This window comes from Streptomyces sp. enrichment culture, assembly GCF_964272855.1.
Classification (GTDB): Bacteria; Actinomycetota; Actinomycetes; order Streptomycetales; family Streptomycetaceae; genus Streptomyces.
Genome location: NZ_OZ186847.1, coordinates 8,245,059 through 8,266,841 on the forward strand (window position 1 = coordinate 8,245,059; position 21,783 = coordinate 8,266,841).

Here is a 21,783-nt window from a genome sequence, read left to right on the forward strand (position 1 = left end):
CTGAAAGGGGCAAGACATGCCACCGCGTCCCCACGGTGTGCGGGCCCTGCTCGCCACCACCACCGGCGCCGCCGCGACCGCCGCGCTCCTGGTCGCCGGCTCCACCGCCGAGGCCCGCACGGCCGCCGAGTCGACCACCGTCACGCCGGCCGGGCACGCCTACAAGGCGACCCTGTCCGGCAAGGCCACCTTCAAGGCCGGCTCGGTCACCCTGACCTGCTCCGTCTCCACCACGACCGGACAGGTCCCCGCAGCTCCCGCCAACCACAACGCCGCGGGCCCGGTGTCCTCCGCCATGGCCGCTCCCGCCTTCAGCTCCTGCACCTCGAGCCTGCCCGGGGTGACCCCCACCGTCACCACCAGCGGCACGTGGGGCATATCGGTCCAGAACGGCTCCCCGGCCACGGCGGCGCTGACCGTCCCGCAGGGCGGGCTGGTCGTCAAGACCACCGGCCTGGCCAGCTGCACCATCGTCTCCGCGCCCAACGGCCCGGCCGCCATCTCCGGTTCGTGGACCAACGGGGCGCCGTCCGGCCTGTCCCTCGTCAACGCCGTCGTGCCCGTGACCGTCACCGGCACCTTCGGCTGCCCGACCAGCGCTACGAGCTCCACCGTCAACCTGGCGTACACCGTGGCCGACACGACCGACCCGGCACAGCAGATCACCGTCGGTCCCTGACCCGCCCCGGCCCCCTTGTCCAGGCGCTCGTCCAGGCTCTGGGCGAGGGGGCTTCAGCAGTCAGGGAAGGACGGAGCCGGTCACGGAAGGATCGAGTCGACGTACCCGCCGTCGACCCGCAGGGCGCCCCCGGTCGTGGCCGACGCCTGCTCGGAGCTGAGGTAGACGACCATGTGGGCGATCTCCTCCGGCTCGATCAGCCGCTGCAGCAGCGACTGCGGGCGGTGCTCGCGCATGAACCTGCGCTGCGCCTCCTCCCAGGGCAGGTCCCGGTCGACGAGTTCGTACACGAAGTCCTCGACACCGCCGGTGTGCGTGGGCCCAGCGATGACGGAGTTCACCGTCACGCCGGTGCCCGCCGCCTTCTTGGCGAACCCGCGGCTCACCGCCAGCAGCGCGGTCTTCGACATCCCGTAGTGGATCATCTCCGCGGGAATGACGACCGCCGAATCACTGGCGACGTACTGGACACGCCCCCAGCCGCGCTCCGTCATGCCGGGCAGATACAACCGGGTCAGCCGTACGGCGGCGAGGACGTTCACCTCGAAGTAGCGCCGCCACTCGTCGTCGGTGATCTCCAGCGGGTCGGCGGAACCGAAGATCCCCAGGTTGTTGACCAGGATGTCCACCCGAGGCAGCAGCTCCGCCACCCGGGCTGCGCCCTCGTCGGTCGACACGTCGGCGGCCACCGGCACGAGGTCGGCGCCGGCCGCCTCGCCGGCCAGCTTCTCGACGCTCTCGGCCACTCGCCGCTCATCGCGGCCGTTGACACCCACGCGGGCCCCCGCCCGGGCGAGGGCCACGGCGATCGCCGCACCGATGCCCTGAGTGGATCCGGTGACCAGTGCGGTGCGTCCTGTCAGGTCGATGTGCATGGGCGGACGAGTTCCCTTCGTACGCGGATGTCACGGTCCGAGCGCGAGCGGAAGTCACGGTCCGAGCGCGAGCCGGATGTCACGGCCCGTCAAGTGTCACCGTCCCGGCGTGACCTCGCACCCGCGCAACTTGGCGAAAACCGATTGGCAGGCCCCTCGGTGACGGCCGGAACGAGGGAGCACGATGTCCACAGGCCCGCAACCAGCCCAGTGAGGTGGTTCCCCATGAACGTCGTCGACCTGGCCGCGCTCGGTGAGTCGTTCACCCGCGACCCCTACCCCGTGTACGCCCGGTTACGGGCCCAGGGCCCGGTGCACCGCATCCGGATGCCGGAAGGGGGCGCCTCGGCCTGGCTGGTCGTCGGCTACGAAGCCGGACGCGCCGCACTGGCGGACTCCCGGCTGACCAAGGACTGGAGCAAGGCGTCCCCCGCTCTGCCGCTGGGGGCGGTCTCCTCCGGCCCCCACATGCTCAGGGCCGACCCGCCGGATCACACCCGGCTGCGGAAGCTGGTCGCCCGTGAGTTCACCCCGCGCCGCGTGGACGAACTCGCGCCGCGGATCCAGAAGACCACCGACGAGCTCCTGGACCGGATGCTCGCCGCCCCGGACGGGCGGGCCGACCTCGTCGAGGCGCTGTCCTTCCCGCTGCCCATCTCCGTGATATGCGAACTCCTCGGCGTCCCCGACTTGGACCGCGACTCCTTCCGAACCTGGTCGAACGACGCCCTCGGCGCCACCGACCCCGAACTCCGCAAGGCCGCGGCGGCCTCGATGGCCCGGTACATGGCGGAGCTGGTGGACGACAAGCGGCAGCGCCCCGGCGACGACCTCCTCAGCGCGCTGATGCACGGCGCTGACGACGACGGCGACAGGCTGTCCCACGAGGAACTCATGGGCATGGCCTGGCTGCTGCTCGTCGCGGGCCACGAGACCACCGTGAACCTCATCTCCAACGGTGTCCTCGCCCTCCTCACCCACCCCGAACAGCTGGCCGCCCTGCGCGCGGACCCGTCCCTCATCGACCGGGCGGTCGAGGAGATGCTGCGCTACGACGGCCCGGTCGAGACCCCCACGTACCGGTTCACCACCGGACCTCTGACGATCGGCGACACGGTCATCCCCGGAGGCGGCGAACTGGTTCTCGTCGCGCTGGCCGACGCCAACCGCGACCCCGGCCGGTTCCCCGCACCCGACCGTTTCGACATCGCCCGGGACGCCCGCGGCCATGTGGCTTTCGGCCACGGCATCCACTACTGCCTGGGCGCCCCACTGGCCCGTCTGGAGGCGCGTATCGCCATCAGCACCCTGCTGGACCGCTGTCCCGGGCTCTCCCTGGACATCCACCCGGCGGCGATCACCTGGCGCCCGGGGCTGATGATCCGCGGCCCCTGGAGCCTGCCCGTACGGTTCAGCCGGTAGGCCGGACGGGCCCGGCGTACGGTCCGGCCGGTCACATGCAGTGTCGACGCTGTGACCGCGCCGGCCCGCGACGGGCCCGCACTGGTGCGGCGGTGGCGTCGGTGGTTGGGGTACTCGGGGAGTGGGACGCTGAAAGATGGATCCGCGTCGAGGAGACTCGGGAGGGCCGCATGGGACGAGACGTCCCGGCGCTGGCGTTCACTCGTGACGACCGTCGCCAGTTCCGGAACAAGATGCACACCTGCCTCGACGTGTTCGCGCGGATGCTGCGGGAGTCGCGGTTCGACTTCGAGCGGCCGCAGGTCGGTCTGGAGATCGAACTGAACCTCGTGGACACCGCCGCCGAGCCCGCCATGCGCAGCACGGACGCCCTGGAGGCGATCGCCGACCCGTCCTGGTCGAGCGAGCTGGGCCGGTTCAACCTGGAGATCAACATCGCGCCGCGCCGGCTCACCGCCGGCGGCCCCGACTCCTGGGAGCGGGAGATCCGGGACGCGCTCAACCACGCCGAGGGCAAGGCCGCGCCGATCGGAGCGCACCTGGTCATGGTGGGGATCCTGCCGACGCTGCAGATGAAGGACGTAGGGCTCGCTTCCCTCTCCGAGAACCCGCGCTACCACCTGCTGAACGAGCAGATTTTTTCCGCGCGCGGCGAGGACCTGCTGATCTCCGTGGACGGGGTCGAGCGGCTGCGGACCTACGCGGACACGATCACGCCGGAGGCGGCCTGCACCAGCACCCAGTTCCACCTCCAGGTGTCACCTGACGAGTTCGCGCCCTACTGGAACGCCGCGCAGGCAATCGCCGGGGTGCAGGTCGCCCTGGCGGCGAACTCCCCGTTCCTGTTCGGCAAGGAGCTGTGGCGCGAGACGCGCATCCCGCTGTTCGAGCAGGCCACCGACACCCGGTCGGACGAGATCAAGGTGCAGGGAGTGCGGCCCCGGGTGTGGTTCGGGGAGCGGTGGATCACCACCGTGTTCGACCTCTTCGAGGAGAACGTGCGGTACTTCCCGGCGCTGCTGCCGCTGTGCGAGGACGAGGACCCGCGGGAGACGCTCGACCGCGGCGGCATCCCCGCACTGGCCGAGCTCACCCTGCACAACGGGACGATCTACCGCTGGAACCGCCCGGTCTACGCCGTCGTCGACGGCGTACCGCATCTGCGGGTGGAGAACCGGGTGCTGCCTGCGGGCCCCACGGTGGCCGACGTGCTGTCGAACGGTGCCTTCTACTACGGGCTGACGCGTGCCCTCGTCGAGGAGGACCGGCCTGTCTGGTCGCGGATGTCGTTCTCGGTCGCGGAGGAGAACCTGCACGCGGCGGCACGGCACGGCATCGACGCGCAGCTGTACTGGCCGGGCATGGGCGAGGTCCCGGCGACGGAGCTGGTGCTGCGGCGCCTGCTGCCGCTGGCGCACCGCGGACTCGAACGAGCGGGCATGGACGCGGCCTGGCGGGAACCGCTGCTCGGCATCATCGAGCAGCGCTGCGTCAGCGGCCGCAACGGCGCCGTGTGGCAGGCGGAGATGTTCCACCACCTCTACGACACGGCCCACGCGGACCGGCACGAGGCGCTGCGGCGGATGACCCAGCAGTACATCGACTACATGCACATGAACGCGCCGGCGCACACCTGGCCGGTCGAGTGACGCGGAGGGCTCGTCCCACGCGATCAGGGCGTGGCAGAGTCGGCGCGCATGGTCCGTGAGCCGGCCGCACGGCTCGCCGACGCCCTGAACTCCGGGCAGTGACTCCGGGCAGCCGAAGGTTGCGGACAGAAGCTGACCGCAAGTCTCCATACGGTCGTGCCATGACGAACGCGCAGAACATCCTTGTCACCGGCGCCACCGGAACCGTCGGCCGTCACGTCGTCGCCGAACTGCTCGCCTGCGGCCACGCGGTACGCGCCCTCACCCGTGACGCGGCCAAGGCCGACCTTCCGTCCGGCGTCGAGGTCGTCCAGGGCGACCTGACGGACCCCGACAGCCTGGTCCCCGCCCTGGAGGGCGTCACCGGCCTCCACCTGATCACGTTCGGCGGGGCCTACTCCGCTCCGCTGGAGACGGGCCCCCGCATCCTGGAGCGAGCCCGCGCGGCCGGCGTGCGCCGGGTCACCGTGCTGCACGGCGGCGGGCCCTCCCCGCTGGAGGACGCCGTGCGCGCCGACGACGGTGTCGACTGGACCGTGCTCATGCCGGTGGAGTTCATGGCCAACGCCCTGGAGTGGGCGGACGGGATCGTGGCCTCGGGAGAGGTCCGTGAGCCCTTCGTCGACCGGCTCAGCGCCATGGTCCACGAAGGCGACATCGGTGCCGTGGCGGCGGTCGCGCTCACCGAGGAGGGCCACGGGGGACAGGAGTACGTGATCACCGGTCCCGAGCTGCTGACCGTCGGCGACAAGGTGGCGGCGATCGCCGCCGCGCGCGGCCGCGACATCGCCCTGGTCGAGCTGACGGAGGAACAGGCGGTCGCCCGGTGGCGTGCGGCGGGCCGGCCGGAGGACGTGATCGGCTTCCTGCTCGAGGTGTACGGCAACACGCCCGAGGTGGGGCGTACGGTCGTCGACACTGTCGAGAAGGTCACCGGCCGACCGGCCCGCACCTTCGCCCAGTGGGCCACCGAGCACGCGGACGCCTTCGCCGCCCGATGACCCGGCGCAGGTCTAGACCTTGACGTGTCCATGGGGCGTCGTTACCTTCCCGGCGTCGACAGCGATTCACGTCAGCGAGACCTGAACACATACGTGAACACTGACGCCCGTGTCGGCAGAAGGGCACTTCCCCCGCGGCGCGACGCTGACCGTCCCAAGGGACGGAGATCGAGTGGAGCGCCTGCCAGGGGCGGCGTACGGTCGAACCGTGGCGGGAACCAGCCCCTGACTCCCGTCCCACGGCGCGATGCAATGAGCAATCCGGAGCCGACCCCCGAAGCCCGGGCCATCCCGCAGCGGCAGGTACAGCGCGATGGCCGGGGCAACGGTATGGCGCTGCTGGTCATCGCGTCCTGTCAGCTGATGGTGGTGCTCGACATCACCATCGTGAACATCGCGCTGCCCGGGATCCAGCGCGCGCTGGACTTCTCGACGACGAGCCTTTCCTGGGTCGTCAACGCCTACACGCTCACCTTCGGCGGACTGCTGCTGCTCGGCGGCCGCATGGGCGACATCCTCGGCAGACGGCGCGTCTTCGTCTTCGGCGTGCTGCTGTTCGTCCTCGCCTCGCTGCTCGGCGGAATGTCCCAGAACTCCTGGCAACTCCTCGCCGCCCGCGCCCTCCAGGGTGTCGGCGGCGCGATCGCGTCCCCCACCGCCCTAGCCCTGATCAGCACGACCTTCCGCGAAGGACCCGAACGCAACAGGGCGTTCGGCGTCTTCGCCGCGGTGTCGGCGGGCGGCGGCGCGATCGGGCTGCTCGCGGGCGGCATGCTGGTCGAGTGGCTCAACTGGCGCTGGGTGCTGTTCGTCAACGTTCCCATCGGACTGCTCATCGCGCTCGCCACCCCCCGCTGGATCCGGGAGTCCGAACGCCACCCAGGCCACTTCGACCTGGCCGGAGCGCTGACCTCCACGGCCGGCATGGTGCTCCTCGTGTACGGGTTCATCCGGGCCGCGCAGGACGGCTGGCGGGACCCGTACACGCTCGCCGCGTTCGGGGCGGCCGTCGTCGTGCTGCTGGTGTTCGTCGCGGTCGAGCGCCGCTCCCGGCAGCCGATCACGCCCCTGCACATGTTCGCCGACCGCAACCGGGCGGGCACCTACGGCATGATGCTGAGCCTCGCCGCCGCCATCTTCGGCATGTTCTTCTTCCTCACTCTCTTCGTCCAGAACGTGCTGGACTTCAGCCCGCTCCAGGCCGGGCTGGCCTTCCTCCCGGTGAGCGCCGTCATCGCGGTGGGCGCGGGGCTCGCGTCCCGGCTCCTGCCGAGGTTCGGGCCGAAGCCCTTCATGGTCACCGGCGCCGTCCTGGCCGCCGCGGGCCTCGCCTGGCTGACCCAGACCGACGTCCACTCCACCTACGCGGGCAGCATCCTCGGCCCGATCCTCGTCTACAGCCTCGGGATGGGCATGGAGTTCGTGTCCCTCACCCTGATGGCACTGTCCAACGTGGCCACCCACGAGACGGGCGCGGCGTCCGGCCTCCTCAACGCCACCCAGCAGGTGGGCGGCTCCCTCGGACTGTCCATCCTGGTCACGGTGTTCGGTACGGCCAGCAGCCACGAGGCCGAGAAGCAGATCCCCGCGTTCCTGGTCGAGGCGACCCCCGCGGAGCGGCTGCGCTTCCAGCGCACGGGGCAGCTCCCCGATCCCTGGGCCGACGAGATCCTCACCTCCGGGATCTCCGCCGCCTTCGTCATGGCCGCGGTCTTCACCGTGATCGCCGCGGCGACCGCCCTCCTCGTCATCCAGGTCCGCCCGTCCGACCTGGAACGCTTCAAAGGCGGGAGTTGAGCTCAAGTGCACCTCGAAGTGCGGGTTCGAGTCCGCGCCCTACTTGCTGTGCACGATCTGGATCAGGTTGCCGCAGGTGTCGTCCAGGATCGCGGTGGTGAGCGAGCCCATCTCCACCGGCTCCTGGGTGAAGTACACCCCGAGCTCGCGCAGCCGCTCGAACTCCGCGCGCACGTCGTCCACGGAGAACGACGCGGCCGGGATGCCGTCCTGGACCAGCGCCGTCTTGTACGGCTGCACGGCGGGATGCCCGGAGGGCTCGAGCAGCAGCTCGGTCCCTTCGGGGTCCTCCGGTGAGACCACGGTCAGCCAGCGATCCGCGCCCAGCGGGACGTCGTGCTTCTTCACGAAGCCCAGCACGTCGGTGTAGAAGCGCAGGGCCTTCTCCTGGTCGTCGACGAAGACGCTGGTGAGGTGGATCTTCATGGGGTGCTCTCCGGTTCCTCGGGCCTGAGCCATCGGTTCATGATGCGCTCGAGAGGCTCGGTGTTCAGGTCGTGGAACTTGTAGCGGCCCTGGCGCCGTGAGACGACCAGACCCGCGGACTCCAGTACGGCCAGATGCTGGCTGATGGCCTGACGGGACAGCCCCAGACCGTGCTTGGTCACCAGTCGCGTGCAAATCTCGAACAGACTCTGCCCGTCGCGCTCCGCCAGCTCATCGAGGATGCGCCGACGGGTGGGGTCGGCCAGCGCCTTGAAGACATCCTCCGCCATGACCACCACGATAGGCAAGTGGAGACTTGCCTATCAAACCGGAGCCCCCCACGCGCCCGCGCACAGCGCCGCCTCGACCGCTTCGGTGTACACGGCGGCGGCGAGCCAGGCGCGGGCGAAGTGGTCGGTGTCGGCGGGGAGCAGGCGGCCGAAGGCGTCGCGGAAGCGGTCCGCGGCGGCGGAGTGGAGGTCGTCGAGGAGGGCGCCCGCCGTGGCGAGGCCGAGACGACGCAGGCGGGCGACGTCGCCCGACCCGCTTCCGGGGAGCGCGAGGACGCGGCGGCCCGCGGACACCGTCTGGTGGACGCGGCGGCGCAGGAGGTGCAGAGGCGCCTCGTCCCCGGGGGCGGCGACCGCGGCCGGTGTCAGGGGCGTCCCGGCGGGCACGTCCGCCTGCTGCAGGCGGTCCAGGCCCAGGTCCACCCGGGCGGCGGGGTCGGTGGGGTGCTCGGCGGCGAGCAGCAGGGCGCGGGGGAGCGTTCCGGGGACCAGCCGGGCGACGATCCGCAGCCGGCTGCCGCCCGCGGCGGCGAGGAGGCGCAGGTTGTCGCGGTAGGGGAGTGACGGATCGTCGTGGGCCGTCACCAGACGCACGGGCACGCCCGCGCAGTCGGCCAGCAGACAGTCACCCGCCGCCTCCCGGACCGTGCCCGTCAGGGTCACCTCCAGGAACAGCAGGTCCTGCCCGCCGTTCAGGGCCTGGACCACCTGCGCGGCGGCGGGTACCGCCCACAGCCGGTCCAGCGGCTCGTCTCGCCAGGCCGCGCCGGACGCGCGGACCGCCCGTACCGAGGCACCCGCGCCGAGGCGGCCCGTCGGCGAGACGGTGGCACCGGACACCGCCAGGCCGGCACGGGACAGTTCGCGGTGGGTCAGGGCCGTGTCGCCGATCCGTACGGCCCTGTCGGCGGCCCCGGTCGCGCGTGCCGGGCCGCCGGGCGCCACGTCCGACACCGTGTACAGGCGTCCGTCGGCGTCGGCGGTCCAGGTGACCGCGCCCGCGTAGCCGGTCGCGGTGAGGACGGGTTCGGAGAAGAGCCCGTACAGCCGCAGGGAGCCGTCCGGGCGGTACGGCTGCCGTACCGTGCCGCGCAGCGCGACCAGGTCAGGGCCGGTGGCGTCCGGAACGCGGTGGGCGACCCCGAGGGTGGCGACCAGCGCTTCGGCCAGGTCGGCGAGGCGGTACCCGGGGTCGGCGGAGCGGGCCGCGCGCACCCCGGTCACCACGGAGACGGCCGCGGCGGAGGCCCGGGGGAGACCGGCGAGCCGGGCGGTGTGCGCGGCGCGCAGCAGCTCCGCCTGGAGTACGGCGCCGGCACCGTCCGTGCCGGCCCCCAGTACGGCGGCGGCCGCGTCGTACACCGCCCGGGCGGCGGCGCGCTGCTCGGCGGTGGCACGCTCCTCGGCCTCGGCAGGGGCCGTGGGTTCGGCCGGAGCCGCGGGGTCGGTCGGGCGCGGCTGAGCAGTCGGTGAGGCCGGGCCGGGCTGAGCCGTCGGGCTCGGTGCCTCCGTCGCCCGTGTCTCGTCTGGCTCTGCCTCTGTCTCAGCCTCCGCTTCCCCCGCATCCTCCGCGACCGGCGCCGCCGAGGCCGCTGCCGCGCGGTGCAGGCAGTCGGGTGCGAGCAGGCATCCGCAGCGGATCGCGTCCGCGCTGGTGACCGCCCCGCCGGTCGCGTCCAGGACGACGTCGGTCTCGTCGTCCACGGCGATCCGCGCGGCGTCGCCCTCACGGACGACCGGACGCGCCACGAGCTTGGCGATGCCCGCGTCCAGCCGCTTGCGCAGGCGGGGCGAGAGCGCTCCGACGAGTTCGGCGGTGACGGACGGGGCGACCGGAGGCAGGTCCGGACTCATGCGATCTTCTCTCCTACCCAGCGGGCGAGTTCGAGCGGACTGAGGGCGGCGACGGGCATGCCCGCGGCGACGAGCTGACCGGCGATCCCCGTGGAGTAGCGGGGCCGTCCCGTGTCGTCGAGGCTCGCGCAGCCCAGGACGTGGCAGCCGGCCGAGACCAGCGCGCGGACCTCGGCGAGCAGCCCGCCGAGCGGATAGCCTTCCTCGAAGTCGCTGACGACCACGACGAGGGTGCGCGACGGCACGGTGACCAGCTCGCGCGCGTGCCGCAGTCCGGTCGCGATGTGGGTGCCGCCGCCCACGCTGACCTCCAGGAGCAGCGACAGGGGGTCGTCCACATGCCCGGTGAGGTCGATGACCTCCGTGGAGAACGCCAGGAAGTGGGTGGACAGCGTCGGCACCCCCGCGAGCACGGAGGCCGTCAGCGCGGCCCACACCGTGGACGCCTCCATGGACCCCGAGACGTCCGTGACCAGGATCAGCCGCCAGTCGGCGGTCCGGCGCGCCCGGCTGCGGAAGACCGGCCGCTCCGGGATCACCCGCACCGTGCCGTCCGGGGCGCGGCGCGCGGTCGCCAGGTTGGCACGCAGCGTGCGGGGCAGGTCCAGCCCGCCGCCGGGCCGTCTGCTGGGGCGCGGCAGGGACGTGCCGTGCAGGGCGGGGCGCAGGCGGGTGGCGAGCTGCCGGGTCAGCGCGTCGACCAGCCGCCGCACGAGCGGGCGCAGTGCTGCCAGCCGGGCCTCGGGCAGTCCGCCGGCGTGGCTCAGCACGGTGCGCAGCAGGTCCACCGAGGGCCGAGCACTGTCCGCGTCCAGTTCGGCGAGGACGTCCTTGCGGCCCGACGCGGCGGCTGCCGCCAGCACTTCCTCGCGGATGCCCGGCCCGAACAGCGCGGCCAGTTCCTCGGACCACTCGCGCACCCCGGGGTACGGGACCTCCCGTCCACCACCGGCTCCCCGGCCCGTCAGGTCCCCCCGGCTGCCCTCGCCGCGTCCGCTGCCGTACAGCTCGTCCAGCGCGGTCGCCAACGGCGCGGCGGACGACGGCAGCCGGTCGGTGCGGCGGCCCAGGAGGAGACGCCAGCGGTCGGCGGGGGCGAGGTGCAGATCTCCGGCGGGCTGATTCCCCGCGTGCTGATCCCCGGCGTCCTGATCCCCGGCGTCCTGATCCCCGGCGTCCTGATCCCCGGTGTCCTGGTCCGCGGCTCGGGTCGGGGGCGCCTCGGCGGCGTCGTCCGCCACCGTGCCGTTCTCCGGCACGGGCCCCGCCGGGCCGTCGCCCGGCGCCGGTGGCAGCAGCCCCATCGTCCGCAGCGTCTCGCGGGCCGCGAAGTCCGCCCGGGTCCAGGCGGCGAGCGCGGCCGGGTCGACGCCGTGCGTGTCCGCGACGCGCCCGCTGCCGAGACGTTCCTCGACGGCGGCGAGGAGCCGGTCGCGGGCGGCGGGGCTGAGGGTGTCGAAGCCGCCTCGCAGTGCGGGGAGCCGGTCCAGGAACTCCCGGTCGGGCAGCTCGGACACCCGGGTGAGCAGCGGCTCCAGCGCGGGCGCCGCCGCCTCCAGCAGCGGGCCCGCGGCGGTGAGGAGGCCGCTGAGCCGGGCGGTGAGCGCGGCGCGGGCGTCGGGGTCGGTGGCCCCGTCGACCCACGAGGCCACCCGGTCGCCGAAGACCCGCGCGTCCTCCTGCCCCAGCAGGACGCGTACGGCCCCGGCGGCGCCCCGCATCAGCGGGGAGCCGCCGGCGGACAGCCGGGCCAGGGCGTCGGCGAGCCGGATACCGCCCGTCAGGTCGGCGCGGTGGGCGAGCTCGAGCAGGGCGTGGGCGTCGGCCGGATCCTCGGACCCGGTCAGCCCGTCCACCTGGCGCACGGCCGCCGTGGTGAGCAGCTCCGCGATGGCGGCCGCCCGGTCCGCCCGGTCCGGCTCGGCGACGAGCCCCGGCACATGACCGGCCCGCAGCCGGTCGAGCAGGGCCAGGCCGGCGAGGAGTTCCGGCAGGGTGCCGGACCGGGGCACGACCTCGGCGACGTCCTCGAGCCGTTCGTCCGCGAGCACGGTCAGCCCGCACTCCGCCGCCCGTTCCAGCCCTTCGAGGGCCTGCGCGGCCGTCGCCCCGCCCTCGTCGCGCTCCACGCGCCGCCGTTCGCGCAGGACACCTTCGGCGGCCTGCGCGAGCGTCACCCCCCGCACACCGGCCGCGGTCAGCATGGCCGCGGTGGCGGGAGTCCAGCGCACCTCCCAGCGGGAGGTCAGGGCCTCGGCACCGCCCGCGGCGACGACCTCCTTGGCCTCCCCGTACGGCACCCCGCAGACCGTCAGCCGACGCAGCAGCAGCTCCCGGCGTCGGTCGAGGTCGGACCGCAACGGGTCCAGCCGCAGGTCCCGCGACGCGCCGGGGCCGCCGGCCTCCGGACCGGGCAGGCCGAGTCGCGCCACCTCGGCCTCGACCGCGGGGGCGAGGCCGCTGCGCGGCGCCTGCGGGGCTGGGCGCCCGCCGCGGGTGCCGACGAGCACCCGCTCCATCGCCCGCGCCACGGCCCGCCCCCGCCCGTACGGCTCACCCTGCGTGAGCACCGTCTGCACGGCTTCGACCAGTTCGCCACGGCCCGCCGCGGGCAGGCCGCGCAGCCGGGCGAGGTCCGAGGCGAGGCGGCTGATCTCCCGTGCGTCGGCGGGCCCCGAAGGGTGGCCGAGGGACCGCAGCTCGGCGCAGATCGCCACGGCCGCCCGGGTCAGCGCCTCCTCCAGCGCCTCCGGATCGCCGGCCGCGCGCAGGACCATGTCCTGCCACTCCGGATCCCGGATGCCCGCCGGATATCCGGACCGCTCGTCGAGGAGCGCGTACGTGTACGGGATCAGCGAGGTCGTCCACCCGGGCCGCCGCACGTCGCCCGCCACACCGCCGTTCGTGCCGGTGTCCCGCCCGGCGTGCGCGGGGGTGTGGGACACACCGGAGCCGGCCGCCGTTCCCGCCTCCCCGTCGGCGTCGGGCCGTACGAGCGCCGGGGCGTGGAACGCGCCGACCACCACGGCCGCCCGCTCTCCGCGCGCGGTCGCCTCGGCCAGCCGGGCCCGCATCCAGTGCTCGCGCCGCAGGTCCAGCTCCGGCACCCCACCCGAGGCGACCGCGTCCTCGCGCAGCGCCCACCCGGTGAGCAGGGCCGCCCGGCGCAGCGCCTCGGGCGGGGAGCCGGGGGCGGTGGCCTCCACGAGCCGGTCCCACAGGTCGTCCCCGGGGCGGCCCGTCAGCCGGGCCCGCAGCGCGTCGCCGAGACCGGGACCGGAACGCAGTCCCGCGGCCCGACGTCCCTCGCCCCACGCCCGGTCGGCGAGCGGCAGATCGCAGGCGACCACCGGCACGCCGTGCCGGGCGGCCCAGCGCACGGCGGCCAGTTCGGGCGAGAAGTCGGCGAAGGGATAGAACGCCGGCCCCTCGCCGCCGCCCCCGTCGGCGGGGGCGGCGGCGAGTGCCACCGGCGCCCGCGTCTCCTCGTGACCCAGCCAGGGCAGCCACTCCTGCATCTCGGCCGGCAGCTCGACGAGCAGCACGTCCGGCTTCGCCGCGTCCAGCAGCGCGGGCACGGCGGCGGCCAGGGACGGCGCGTGGTGCCGTACGCCGACGAGGTAGGGCGCGGACGGTCCGGTCAGGGCGGCCAGCGCCTCGTCGGGCGGGGCGGGGACGGACCCGGGGAAGAGGGACACGGCCGTCAGCCCTCCAGGACCGTACGCAGGTCCCACAGGGTGCGCCAGGTGGCGGAACCCTGCTCGGCGCGGCGCCGGACCGGACCGTCCCAGTAGCCGCGCAGCCGGGCGGCGTCGGCCGGGTCGTCCTTGCGGACCACGCCCAGCAGGTGCCCCGGCAGCAGCCCGAGCACATCACGGTCGCCCGGGAAGTACGCCGCCGCCAGCGCGAGCGCCCCGGCGACGGACACCGCTTCCGCGGTGCTCATCACCGTGGACGGCCGCTCCACCTCCCAGCCCTCCGCCGACCGGCCCTCGCGCAGGTCCCGGAAAGCGGTGACCAGCGCCTCCAGCACGGCGTCGTCGACCTGGAACGGCGCCCCGGCCCGCTCCACCGACGCCCGCGCCTGGCTGCGCACCAGCGCCGTCTCCGCGTCGAGGTCCCCGATCGGGCCGACCGTCTCGAAGTTGAACCGGCGCTTGAGGGCCGCGGACATCTCGGAGACGCCCTTGTCGCGGAGGTTGGCGGTGGCGATGAGGTTGAAGCCGGGCGCCGCGTGCGCCAGCGCGTCCTCGGTGCCCGCCAGTTCGGGCACCGCGATCCGCCGCTCGGACAGCAACGACACCAGGGAGTCCTGCACCTCGGGCAGGCAGCGGGTGACCTCCTCGACGCGGGCGATGGCACCCCGGGACATGGCGGTCAGGACGGGGGAGGGCACGAGCGCCTGCCGGGTGGGACCCTGAGCCAGCAGCAGGGCGTAGTTCCATCCGTACTTGAGCTGGTCCTCGGTGGTGCCGGCCGTGCCCTGCACGACCAGACCGCTGGTGCCGCACACGGCGGCGGAGAGCAGCTCCGACAGCATCGACTTCGCGGTGCCGGGCTCGCCGACGAGCAGCAGACCGCGCTCCCCGGCGAGGGTCACCACGCACCGCTCGACCAGCGCCCGGTCGCCGACGAACTTGCCCTCGACCACCAGGCGGCGCGGCACCCCGTCCGGCACCTCGGCACCGTCGGGCAGCTTCAGGGCCCGGCCGTCGCTGCCCATGACGAACGTGACGACCGCGCGCGGAGTGAGCCGCCACGCGGGCGGGCGCGGCCCGTCGTCGTACGCGGCGAGGAAGGCCAGCTCGGTCGCGTACCGGTCCTCCGGCGGGACGATCTGACGGGCCGGGGCGGGGGAGAGGGTGGTGGACATCGGCGCGGGTTCTTCCAGGTGCGGGTCGGCGGTGGTCATCGGCGGCGCCCCTTGCGGGTGGCGCGGGTGGTGAGTTCCTCGTAGGCCGGGGCGTCACCGGCGCGGACGCGGTCCCACGCCCGGGTGAACAACTCGGGCACCGGCATCAGCGGCACCGCGCGGGAGTGCTCGCCGACCGGGTAGAGGCCCTGCTTCCAGATCTCCACCGGCAGCGCGGGCGACTTCAGGTCGAGCCAGCCGCCCGGCAGGAACAGGGTGCGCCCGGCGCGCGCCCGCTTCGCCTCGACGACCAGAGCGGTGGCCGCGAGTCCGGCGCGGGCCTTCTTCACACGGGCGGGCTTCCAGCCCGTCCAGCGGACGCAGTTGCGGTCCGTCGGGTCGGGCAGGGCCAGCAGCTGGAGGTACAGCGCCGCCGCGTCCTCGCTCAGACCGTGGGCGTCGGCGACCTCGGCGACCAGACCGGGCACGCTGACCGTCGGATCCTGGGCGTACCCGGTGGGTCCTCCGGGATCCGATCCGGCCGTGAGCGCGCGGGCGAGGTCGTCGCCCAGGATCGTCCGCAGCGCCCGCATGCCCTCGCCGCGCGCGGGCCCGACGAGTCCGTCGACCAGTCCGAACACCGGGTCGTCCGCCTCCGTGAGGGCACCCGTGCGGACCAGGACGGTCTCCTGGTCGCCGTACCAGGGGCGCAGCACCAGCGCCTCGCCCACCCGCGTCAGGCCATGCGCGTCGGCACCTCCGGTGGCCGGCATCCCGTACGCCTTGCGCAGTTCCACCGCGGTCGACGAGCCCTTCTCCGTCCACGCCAGGTCGAGGTCGAGCAGCAGCCCCGGGTCGGCGACCCGGCGGCGCAGCGCGGCCAGCCCCTCCGGCAGGTCGGCGCGCAGCGTGTGCCCGTACGGCAGGGCGTACGCGAGCCCGGCCAGGGCGGCCACGGCACGTGTCAGGTCGTACCGGCCGGGCAGCGCCCGGGAGTCGTCCGGCACGAGGTTGCCGTCCTTGTCGGGCCGCAGCACCGTGGTGCGGCTGAGCCACGGGGTGCGGCGCGGGTTGAGGACGGCCTCGGCGGTGCCGGTGGGCACGCCGGCCGCGGAGAGTTCCCCGGCGAGGTCCTCGGGCAGGCGGACGACCCCGGCCAGCCGTTCGGCCCACAGCCGTCCCGCCGCGTCCGTGTCCGGTCCGGCCGTCCACAGGCCGGCGGGGTCGTCGGGCAGCAGCGCGCCGACGAGCGCCGCGCGGTCGCCGGAGTCCAGCGAGGCCAGCAGCGCGTCGCCGAGCTCCTTCTGCCGTGGCTTGAGCCCGGTGGCGGCGATCACCTCATCGGTGAGCTGGGACGGCCGCCCGGCGACGAGCAGGGCCGCCTGCACGGTCCCGAGCCCGTCCCGCGTCGCGGCGACGAGGGCGGCCGGCGCTCCCGGCTGCCAGGGCGCGGCACCCTTGTCCCGGATCAGCCCGGCCACCGTGGTCAGCGCGTCGGCCGGGAACACCGGCGGGTGCGCGGTCTCCTCCGCCGACGTGAAGTGCGCGACGGCGCCGAACTCACCCGCCGGGTCGTGGTCCAGCGCCAGCCAGTGCACCCGCCCGGCGCGGCGGTCGACGTTCTGGCAGCCGAGGACGACGACGGTGCGGCCGTCGCGGCGCAGCACCTGACCGACCCGCTCGTGACCCTTGTGCGGCTCGCTCAGCACGACCTCGCGCAGCGCGCCCCCGGGCACGGCCAGCGGGCCCTCCGCGACGGCTTCGAACAGCAGCAGCAGTGCCTGCCGCTGCGCCTCGGGCAGGGCGGGCGAGGCGGCGCGGTAGGCCAGCGGGCGCAGCACGTCCAGCACGGACGGCCACATGGCGCCGATGCCCGGCACGGTGCCCTCGTCGCTGCGCCACCCGTCGGCGGCCCCGGCGAGCCGGGCGGACTCGGGCAGGGGCTTGCCGTCGGCCGGCTTCCCGGACAGCACGTGGTTCACGGCGCGGATCTGGCGCAGCGCGGACCAGCGCTTGTCCCCACCCCACCAACCGTGCAGGTCGGCGAGGCCGGAGACGGCCTCGCGCAGGGTCTGGTCGTCGCCGTCCTCCGGACGGTGGTCGGCGAACATCCCCTCGGCACGCTTGCGCTCCACCTTCGACGGCTCCACCGGCGGCGCCACGAACAAGGCGATCGACTCCGCCAGCCGCAGCACCGCGCGCACGAGCGCCGCGACGCCGGTGAGCACGTGAGGCTCGGTGAGGGCGGGCAGGAGACGCGCGACGGTGTCCCGCAGGACCTCGTCGGCGCTCGGAAGAGCGGGCTGGTCGGTATCGGCGCTCCTGGTGTTCCCGCCGGCCCCGGTCCCCGCAGCGTTACCGCCGGTGCCGGCGCCCGCCGTGTTCCCGGCCCCGGCCGTGCGCCCGGCCCCGGCCGCCGCCTCCGCCGCCTTCGCCCGGGCGGCCGCCTCCGCGACCCGCGCCTGCCGCTCCGCCAGCGCCTGCGCCCCGGCCCGCAGCAACTCCTCCGCCTGCTCGTCGCTCAGCGCCCGCAGCAGCGCCGACGCGCCTTCGTCGCGCGGCCGCAGCGCGTGCCAGAAGTCGAGCGGCGGAACGAGCCGCGTCCCGGCGGCGAACTCGCCACCGCGCTCCAGCGCCGTCACCCGGCCCGACTCCCGCACGCCGGTCTCGTCGACCGTGTACAGGGCGACCTGACGGTGGGTGGCGACGACGACGGGCTCGGCGCCGCCGGGCAGCCGCAGCGCGCCGACCGGAACGCCCGGCACCCGGCCCCGTGCCGTCGGCAGGGTGACGGTCCGGCCGTCCGGCGTGCCGGCCGTGGTGCGGGCCTCCTCACCCTCGCCCTCGGTGCGCACCCAGTGGCCGAGGACCGTGCCGTCCGTGCCGAACGGGCTGTGCTCCAGACCGGGCTGCAAGGGCAGCACCGTGCAGTGCTGCTGGAGCAGCGCGGCGTCCTCGCGGATGCCGGACCGCAGGAACGCGGGCAGCGAGGCACGTCCGTGCGTGCCGCCGACGGGGTCGTACTCGAGCCACACCTGCTGCCGCCCCTGCCGTCCCTGGCGCCAGTACGAGGTGCCGTCCCCGAGGATGCGGCGGGCGGGCGGCACGACCGTGTCCCCGGCGTGCAGGGCGCGCCCGCCGGTGGCGCGGCCGCCGCCCGGCAGCGGGATGGAGGTCTCACCCGCGTCGCCGCTGCCGTACCAGTTCGGAAGCCTCTCGCCGCCGAGCGGGAACACCTCGGACGGGCGGGCAGACCAGTAGCCGTGCTGCTTGCCGTCGTGCCGCCACATCACCAGCAGCTCGCCGTCCGTGTACCGGAACGACGGACGCTGCCAGCGGTCCAGCTCCACCGGCAGCCGCAGGTCGTGCTCCAGCAGGATGTCCTCCGGCCCCACGACGATCGCCTTGTGCCGGCGGGAGAGGATCAGCGCCGGCCAGGCCTCCTGAACGGCGAGCGTGTCGTCGCGGTCCCGCCGCGTCTCCGTGTCCAGGCGCCGCAGCGCCTCGTCGAGGGCGGGCCAGCCCAGCTCGTCCAGGACACCGCCGCGCAGGGTGCGGCCGAGCAGCGGCGCCACGTCGAGCGAGGAGGCGCGGGCCACGGCCTGCGGGCTGACCCGGGCTGCGACGGCACGGAACGGCCGCATGCGCTGCAGCGCGACGCGCGCGTCGGGCAGCCCCGCCGCGCCGTCCAGCTCGGCGGCGGCGTCGTCCAGCCACTCGCGCAGCACGTCGGCGAGCACGGGGTGCGCGGCCAGTTCCTCCACCATCTCCGAGCCGGAACGGTGGCCGCTCAGATTGCCGACGGCGGCGTACAGCAGGCGCCGGCAGCGCGGGTCCGCCGCGAGGGCGGTCAGGTCCCGCCGCCCGGGCCGGGTCTCCTCCAGCCACCGGTTGAGGTTGAGGAAGACGTCCTCGTCGGGCGCGGGCAGCGCCAGCGGGACGTCCAGCGCCGCACACAGGTCGAACAGGTCGAGATCCGCGCCCGCGTGCCAGCGGCCGGTGAACAGGTCCACCGGGCGGCCCTGGGCGCGCAGCCGCGCGGCCATGCGCTCCACCAGCGCGAGGGTGGCCGGCGAGCGGTCGCTGACCGTGCCGCCGTGCTTGCGGTGCAGCGCCCAGCGGCCGAGCCAGGCCGCTGCGTCGACCTCGTCCGCCGCCTCGGCCTCGCCGGTCAGCAGCCGGTCCGCACCGGTCTCGGCGAGCAGCGCCAGCCAGAACTCGTCGTCCTCCGTGGAGCGGCCCAGCCCCGCCGGCATGATCTCCAGCAGCCGGACGCGGACGGCTGGCCGGCTCTCGGCCAGGACGACGAGCGTCGCCCGGTACGAGTTCCAGAAGGACGCGGGCGCCCGGACCGCCGCGGGAGACGCGAGCAGGTCCGCGACCAGGGCGCACTCCTCCGTGACCCGGTCCAGGCCCGCCGCCTTGATCAGGGCGCGCGCGTCCTGCGGCAGCGACGCGTACGGTGGCATGCCGCCCGCGCAGCGCTCCACGGTCAGCTGCCGGAACTGCGCCCAGGCCTCCGCCGGGGCCAGCCGTGTTGACAGGTCCTTGACGTGCTCCTTGAGCGCCTTGACCGTCAGCGCCCCGGCGAACGCGAACTCCAGGAACACGGCCCGCTGCCGCTCCTCGTCCACGGTCAGCGCGTGCACCCGCTCCGCCTCGCGGGCCTTGCCGAAGAAGGCGGCCGCGTACGTGGTGTTCTCGTGCTGGAGGAAGACGCGGGCGGCCTGCTCGTAGAAGGTGGGCAGGAAGTGCGGCACGGCGCGGCCGAGCCGCTCGCCCAGGGCCTCGAAACCCTCCTTCGCAGTGCCGGGGCGCGACTTGGCCTGCCGGGCGAGCCGTTCGACGTCCTTGACCAGCGCCAGCGCGTGGTGCCCGTTCGCCGGGTCGTTGACCAGCGCCCACGCGGGGAAGCCCAGGGCCTCCCGACGGATCTGGCCGACCTCGCGCGGCTCCGGCTCCCGGGCGAGCCCCAGGAAGTCCATCGCGAGGTCCTCCGCCTCGCCGAGCGTGCCGGGCACCAGCCGTACGACCGTCCGCTCGTCCAGCGCCGGGTGGGTGTACGCGCGGACGGTGAGGACGTCGGCGTCCTCCCGGTCCGTGGTGCCCGGCGGCAGGACGGCGCCGGCGTCGAGCAGCGCGGCGACAGTGGTCTCGTCGTACACGGTTGTGCCGTACGTCGTCATGCCGCACGCTCCTCGTCCTCGATGTCGCGTCCCGCGTACAGCGCGGCCGCCATGCGCATGCCCTCCGACCAGGCCACCGGGCCGACCACACCGAGCTTCAGCACCCGGCCCGCCTGGTCGGTGAAGACCAGGGGACCGGTCTCCGTCTCCTCGTAGCCGTCGTAGTCGCCGACCCACACACGGGCCTCGACGCCCCGGCCGGCCTCCAGCACGGAGCACACGGCGTTGCCGCCGCGCACGCGGTAGCCCAGCTGCGTCGCCCGGCCGTGCAGGAACCGCAGTTCCTTGAAGGCGCCGCCCGCGTAGTCCTCGACGGAGGTCGCCTCGGCGTCCAGCGCCGCGGGCCGCTGCCACACCTCGCGGAAGAGCTGCTGGGCACGCTGCTCGACGCCGAGCTCGACGGCGAACTCCCGCAGCTCCTCCAGGTCGTCGAGGAGCACGGGGTGCGGCAGTCGGACCAGGTCGGGGGTGATGCGGACGGTGTCGCCGTCGAGGTCGACCAGGCCGAGGCCGCGCTCGGGGTCGGCGTCCCGCAGGAACCCGGCCACCGTGCCGTCCGCCCCCGTGACCACCAGGTCCCGCAGGGCGGCCTGCCAGGCCGGGTCCGGCCACACCCGTGCCAGGACGGCGAACGGCACCGGTAGCGAGCGCACCATCCACCGCTCCACGTCGGCCAGACACTGCCGCTCGTGCCGCTCCAGCCACTCGGCGAGCTGCCGCAGCCCCACCACGGCCGGATCGTCGGCGATCTTGGGCGGTACGGACTTCAGCCGCCGCCCGGCCGCGTTGCGGCACACCACCTTGCCGTCGTCCAGGGCGACTTCATAGCCGCCCGCCGACACCCACCCCATTCGTGTGCCTCCCGCACCCGCGATGATCAAGTGACGGGAACTGTAGAGGAGGGCACTGACAACGGGGTCGCAGGGCCCTGCCGCCCGGAAGTGGAAACCGCTGCTCGGGGTACCTGCAGAGCGATCATCCTGCGCACGGGGTCCTCTGGCTGGAGCATGCTGGCCCCGGTCCTTGCTTAGGCGGCCACTGGTCACCGGGCTTCTGCCCCCGCCCCACGTGCGCAGCAGCCTCAGGAACGAAGACATGCGGCGCCGGCGGTCCGGAAAACGAAACGACGTGCGTGAGGCGTCACCGAGCCCCGCGCCTCTTCGCCGCGAACCGGCGGTAGTGGTCGACCCGCTCGCTGTCCACGTCGATCAGTTCCAGGATGTCGATCGCTGTCTCGCGTTCGCCGGAGACTGCCTCGCGCAGGATCAGGGCGAGGCCTTCCCGGGCACGCATCCGGCACTCGCTGTCCAGGTGCGCACGGCCGTACGCCTCCTCGGAGGGGTGCGGGTCGCCGGCCACGAGGTGCCACAGCAGCGTCACGAGATACGCCCGGGCGTGGTCCGACAGGGGTTCCGTCAGTGCGGCGAGGATGACGCCGACGGCGGGCACCGCCGCCTCGAAGAGCCCTCCCCGGTCGATGAGGTGGCCGTCCAGGTCCGCGTCGGCCATCTCCGCGTAGGTCTCCGCCTCCAGCACGCGCCGGAAGAGATCGGGAACGTGTTCCGCGCCTTCGCCGCATCCGCATCGCAGCCGCCCCCACGCGTAGCGGTCGAGCTCGGCCCGGACCGGCTTGGCCATGTGCACAGAACCCGTTCCTCCGTCGGCTGCCTGGGAAGGTCGCGCTCACGGTACCGCCGTCGGGGGGAATGCCGGCCGGGAGCCGGGGCACATGGGTCGTCGTACGGCCCACGT

The 21,783-nt window shown here is 74.3% G+C and carries 14 protein-coding genes; 5 read left to right on the forward strand and 9 right to left on the reverse strand.

Features of this window, described 5'->3' with window-relative positions; translation table 11 throughout:
- The first annotated feature begins 16 nt into the window (after window positions 1-16).
- Complete coding sequence (locus tag ACSU6L_RS36840; RefSeq protein WP_437064032.1) at window positions 17-679, forward strand: hypothetical protein; 663 nt, start codon at window positions 17-19, stop codon at window positions 677-679.
- Between the two features lie 80 nt (window positions 680-759).
- Here the strand turns inward: ACSU6L_RS36840 and ACSU6L_RS36845 are convergent, their stop codons facing one another.
- Window positions 760-1,554, reverse strand: coding sequence for an SDR family NAD(P)-dependent oxidoreductase (locus tag ACSU6L_RS36845; RefSeq protein WP_437064033.1), 795 nt, complete (start codon window positions 1,552-1,554; stop codon window positions 760-762).
- Window positions 1,555-1,779: 225 nt separating this feature from the next.
- On the opposite strand from ACSU6L_RS36845, the gene ACSU6L_RS36850 reads away from it, so the two are divergent.
- From ACSU6L_RS36850 to ACSU6L_RS36865, 4 genes are all read left to right on the forward strand, one after another.
- The gene (locus ACSU6L_RS36850) at window positions 1,780-2,976 is read left to right on the forward strand and encodes a cytochrome P450 family protein (protein WP_437064034.1); all 1,197 of its coding nucleotides are present in this window, start codon (window positions 1,780-1,782) and stop codon (window positions 2,974-2,976) included.
- 170 nt (window positions 2,977-3,146) lie between these two features.
- A complete protein-coding gene (locus ACSU6L_RS36855) occupies window positions 3,147-4,625 on the forward strand; it encodes a glutamate--cysteine ligase (RefSeq protein ID WP_437064035.1) in 1,479 nt (492 codons plus the stop codon).
- Between the two features lie 161 nt (window positions 4,626-4,786).
- On the forward strand, window positions 4,787-5,626 hold the full coding sequence (locus ACSU6L_RS36860; protein WP_437064036.1) for an NmrA family NAD(P)-binding protein: 840 nt from the start codon (window positions 4,787-4,789) through the stop codon (window positions 5,624-5,626).
- Between the two features lie 330 nt (window positions 5,627-5,956).
- The gene (locus ACSU6L_RS36865) at window positions 5,957-7,423 is read left to right on the forward strand and encodes an MFS transporter (protein ID WP_437065176.1); all 1,467 of its coding nucleotides are present in this window, start codon (window positions 5,957-5,959) and stop codon (window positions 7,421-7,423) included.
- Between the two features lie 39 nt (window positions 7,424-7,462).
- On the opposite strand, the gene ACSU6L_RS36870 is transcribed toward ACSU6L_RS36865, so the two are convergent.
- The 8 genes from ACSU6L_RS36870 to ACSU6L_RS36905 all read right to left on the reverse strand — a co-directional run bounded on the left by ACSU6L_RS36870 (window position 7,463) and on the right by ACSU6L_RS36905 (window position 21,669).
- Window positions 7,463-7,849 (reverse strand): VOC family protein, encoded by a 387-nt coding sequence (locus tag ACSU6L_RS36870; RefSeq protein WP_073943933.1) that lies wholly within the window; start codon window positions 7,847-7,849, stop codon window positions 7,463-7,465.
- Window positions 7,846-8,139: an ArsR/SmtB family transcription factor gene (locus tag ACSU6L_RS36875; protein ID WP_437064037.1), complete on the reverse strand. Its 294-nt coding sequence runs from the start codon at window positions 8,137-8,139 to the stop codon at window positions 7,846-7,848. Before ACSU6L_RS36875 ends, ACSU6L_RS36870 begins: the two co-directional genes overlap by 4 nt.
- Before the next feature lie 33 nt (window positions 8,140-8,172).
- On the reverse strand, window positions 8,173-9,993 hold the full coding sequence (locus ACSU6L_RS36880; RefSeq protein ID WP_437064038.1) for a hypothetical protein: 1,821 nt from the start codon (window positions 9,991-9,993) through the stop codon (window positions 8,173-8,175).
- Window positions 9,990-13,691, reverse strand: coding sequence for a vWA domain-containing protein (locus ACSU6L_RS36885; RefSeq protein WP_437064039.1), 3,702 nt, complete (start codon window positions 13,689-13,691; stop codon window positions 9,990-9,992). Before ACSU6L_RS36885 ends, ACSU6L_RS36880 begins: the two co-directional genes overlap by 4 nt.
- 5 nt (window positions 13,692-13,696) lie before the next feature.
- On the reverse strand, window positions 13,697-14,866 hold the full coding sequence (locus ACSU6L_RS36890) for an AAA family ATPase (RefSeq protein ID WP_437065178.1): 1,170 nt from the start codon (window positions 14,864-14,866) through the stop codon (window positions 13,697-13,699).
- 35 nt (window positions 14,867-14,901) lie between these two features.
- The gene (locus ACSU6L_RS36895) at window positions 14,902-20,031 is read right to left on the reverse strand and encodes a hypothetical protein (protein ID WP_437064040.1); all 5,130 of its coding nucleotides are present in this window, start codon (window positions 20,029-20,031) and stop codon (window positions 14,902-14,904) included.
- Window positions 20,028-20,882, reverse strand: coding sequence for a DUF4132 domain-containing protein (locus ACSU6L_RS36900; RefSeq protein WP_437064041.1), 855 nt, complete (start codon window positions 20,880-20,882; stop codon window positions 20,028-20,030). Before ACSU6L_RS36900 ends, ACSU6L_RS36895 begins: the two co-directional genes overlap by 4 nt.
- Before the next feature lie 289 nt (window positions 20,883-21,171).
- The gene (locus ACSU6L_RS36905) at window positions 21,172-21,669 is read right to left on the reverse strand and encodes a hypothetical protein (protein ID WP_437064042.1); all 498 of its coding nucleotides are present in this window, start codon (window positions 21,667-21,669) and stop codon (window positions 21,172-21,174) included.
- Window positions 21,670-21,783: the final 114 nt, after the last annotated feature.

Excerpts from the sequence above, each read along its gene's own strand:
- ACSU6L_RS36840 (WP_437064032.1), top strand. The coding sequence starts at position 17 with ATGCCACCGCGTCCCCACGGTGTGCGGGCCCTGCTCGCCACCACCACC.
- ACSU6L_RS36845 (WP_437064033.1), bottom strand. The coding sequence starts at position 1,554 with ATGCACATCGACCTGACAGGACGCACCGCACTGGTCACCGGATCCACT.
- ACSU6L_RS36850 (WP_437064034.1), top strand. The coding sequence starts at position 1,780 with ATGAACGTCGTCGACCTGGCCGCGCTCGGTGAGTCGTTCACCCGCGAC.
- ACSU6L_RS36855 (WP_437064035.1), top strand. The coding sequence starts at position 3,147 with ATGGGACGAGACGTCCCGGCGCTGGCGTTCACTCGTGACGACCGTCGC.
- ACSU6L_RS36860 (WP_437064036.1), top strand. The coding sequence starts at position 4,787 with ATGACGAACGCGCAGAACATCCTTGTCACCGGCGCCACCGGAACCGTC.
- ACSU6L_RS36865 (WP_437065176.1), top strand. The coding sequence starts at position 5,957 with ATGGCGCTGCTGGTCATCGCGTCCTGTCAGCTGATGGTGGTGCTCGAC.
- ACSU6L_RS36870 (WP_073943933.1), bottom strand. The coding sequence starts at position 7,849 with ATGAAGATCCACCTCACCAGCGTCTTCGTCGACGACCAGGAGAAGGCC.
- ACSU6L_RS36875 (WP_437064037.1), bottom strand. The coding sequence starts at position 8,139 with ATGGCGGAGGATGTCTTCAAGGCGCTGGCCGACCCCACCCGTCGGCGC.
- ACSU6L_RS36880 (WP_437064038.1), bottom strand. The coding sequence starts at position 9,993 with ATGAGTCCGGACCTGCCTCCGGTCGCCCCGTCCGTCACCGCCGAACTC.
- ACSU6L_RS36890 (WP_437065178.1), bottom strand. The coding sequence starts at position 14,866 with ATGTCCACCACCCTCTCCCCCGCCCCGGCCCGTCAGATCGTCCCGCCG.
- ACSU6L_RS36895 (WP_437064040.1), bottom strand. The coding sequence starts at position 20,031 with ATGACGACGTACGGCACAACCGTGTACGACGAGACCACTGTCGCCGCG.
- ACSU6L_RS36900 (WP_437064041.1), bottom strand. The coding sequence starts at position 20,882 with ATGGGGTGGGTGTCGGCGGGCGGCTATGAAGTCGCCCTGGACGACGGC.
- ACSU6L_RS36905 (WP_437064042.1), bottom strand. The coding sequence starts at position 21,669 with ATGGCCAAGCCGGTCCGGGCCGAGCTCGACCGCTACGCGTGGGGGCGG.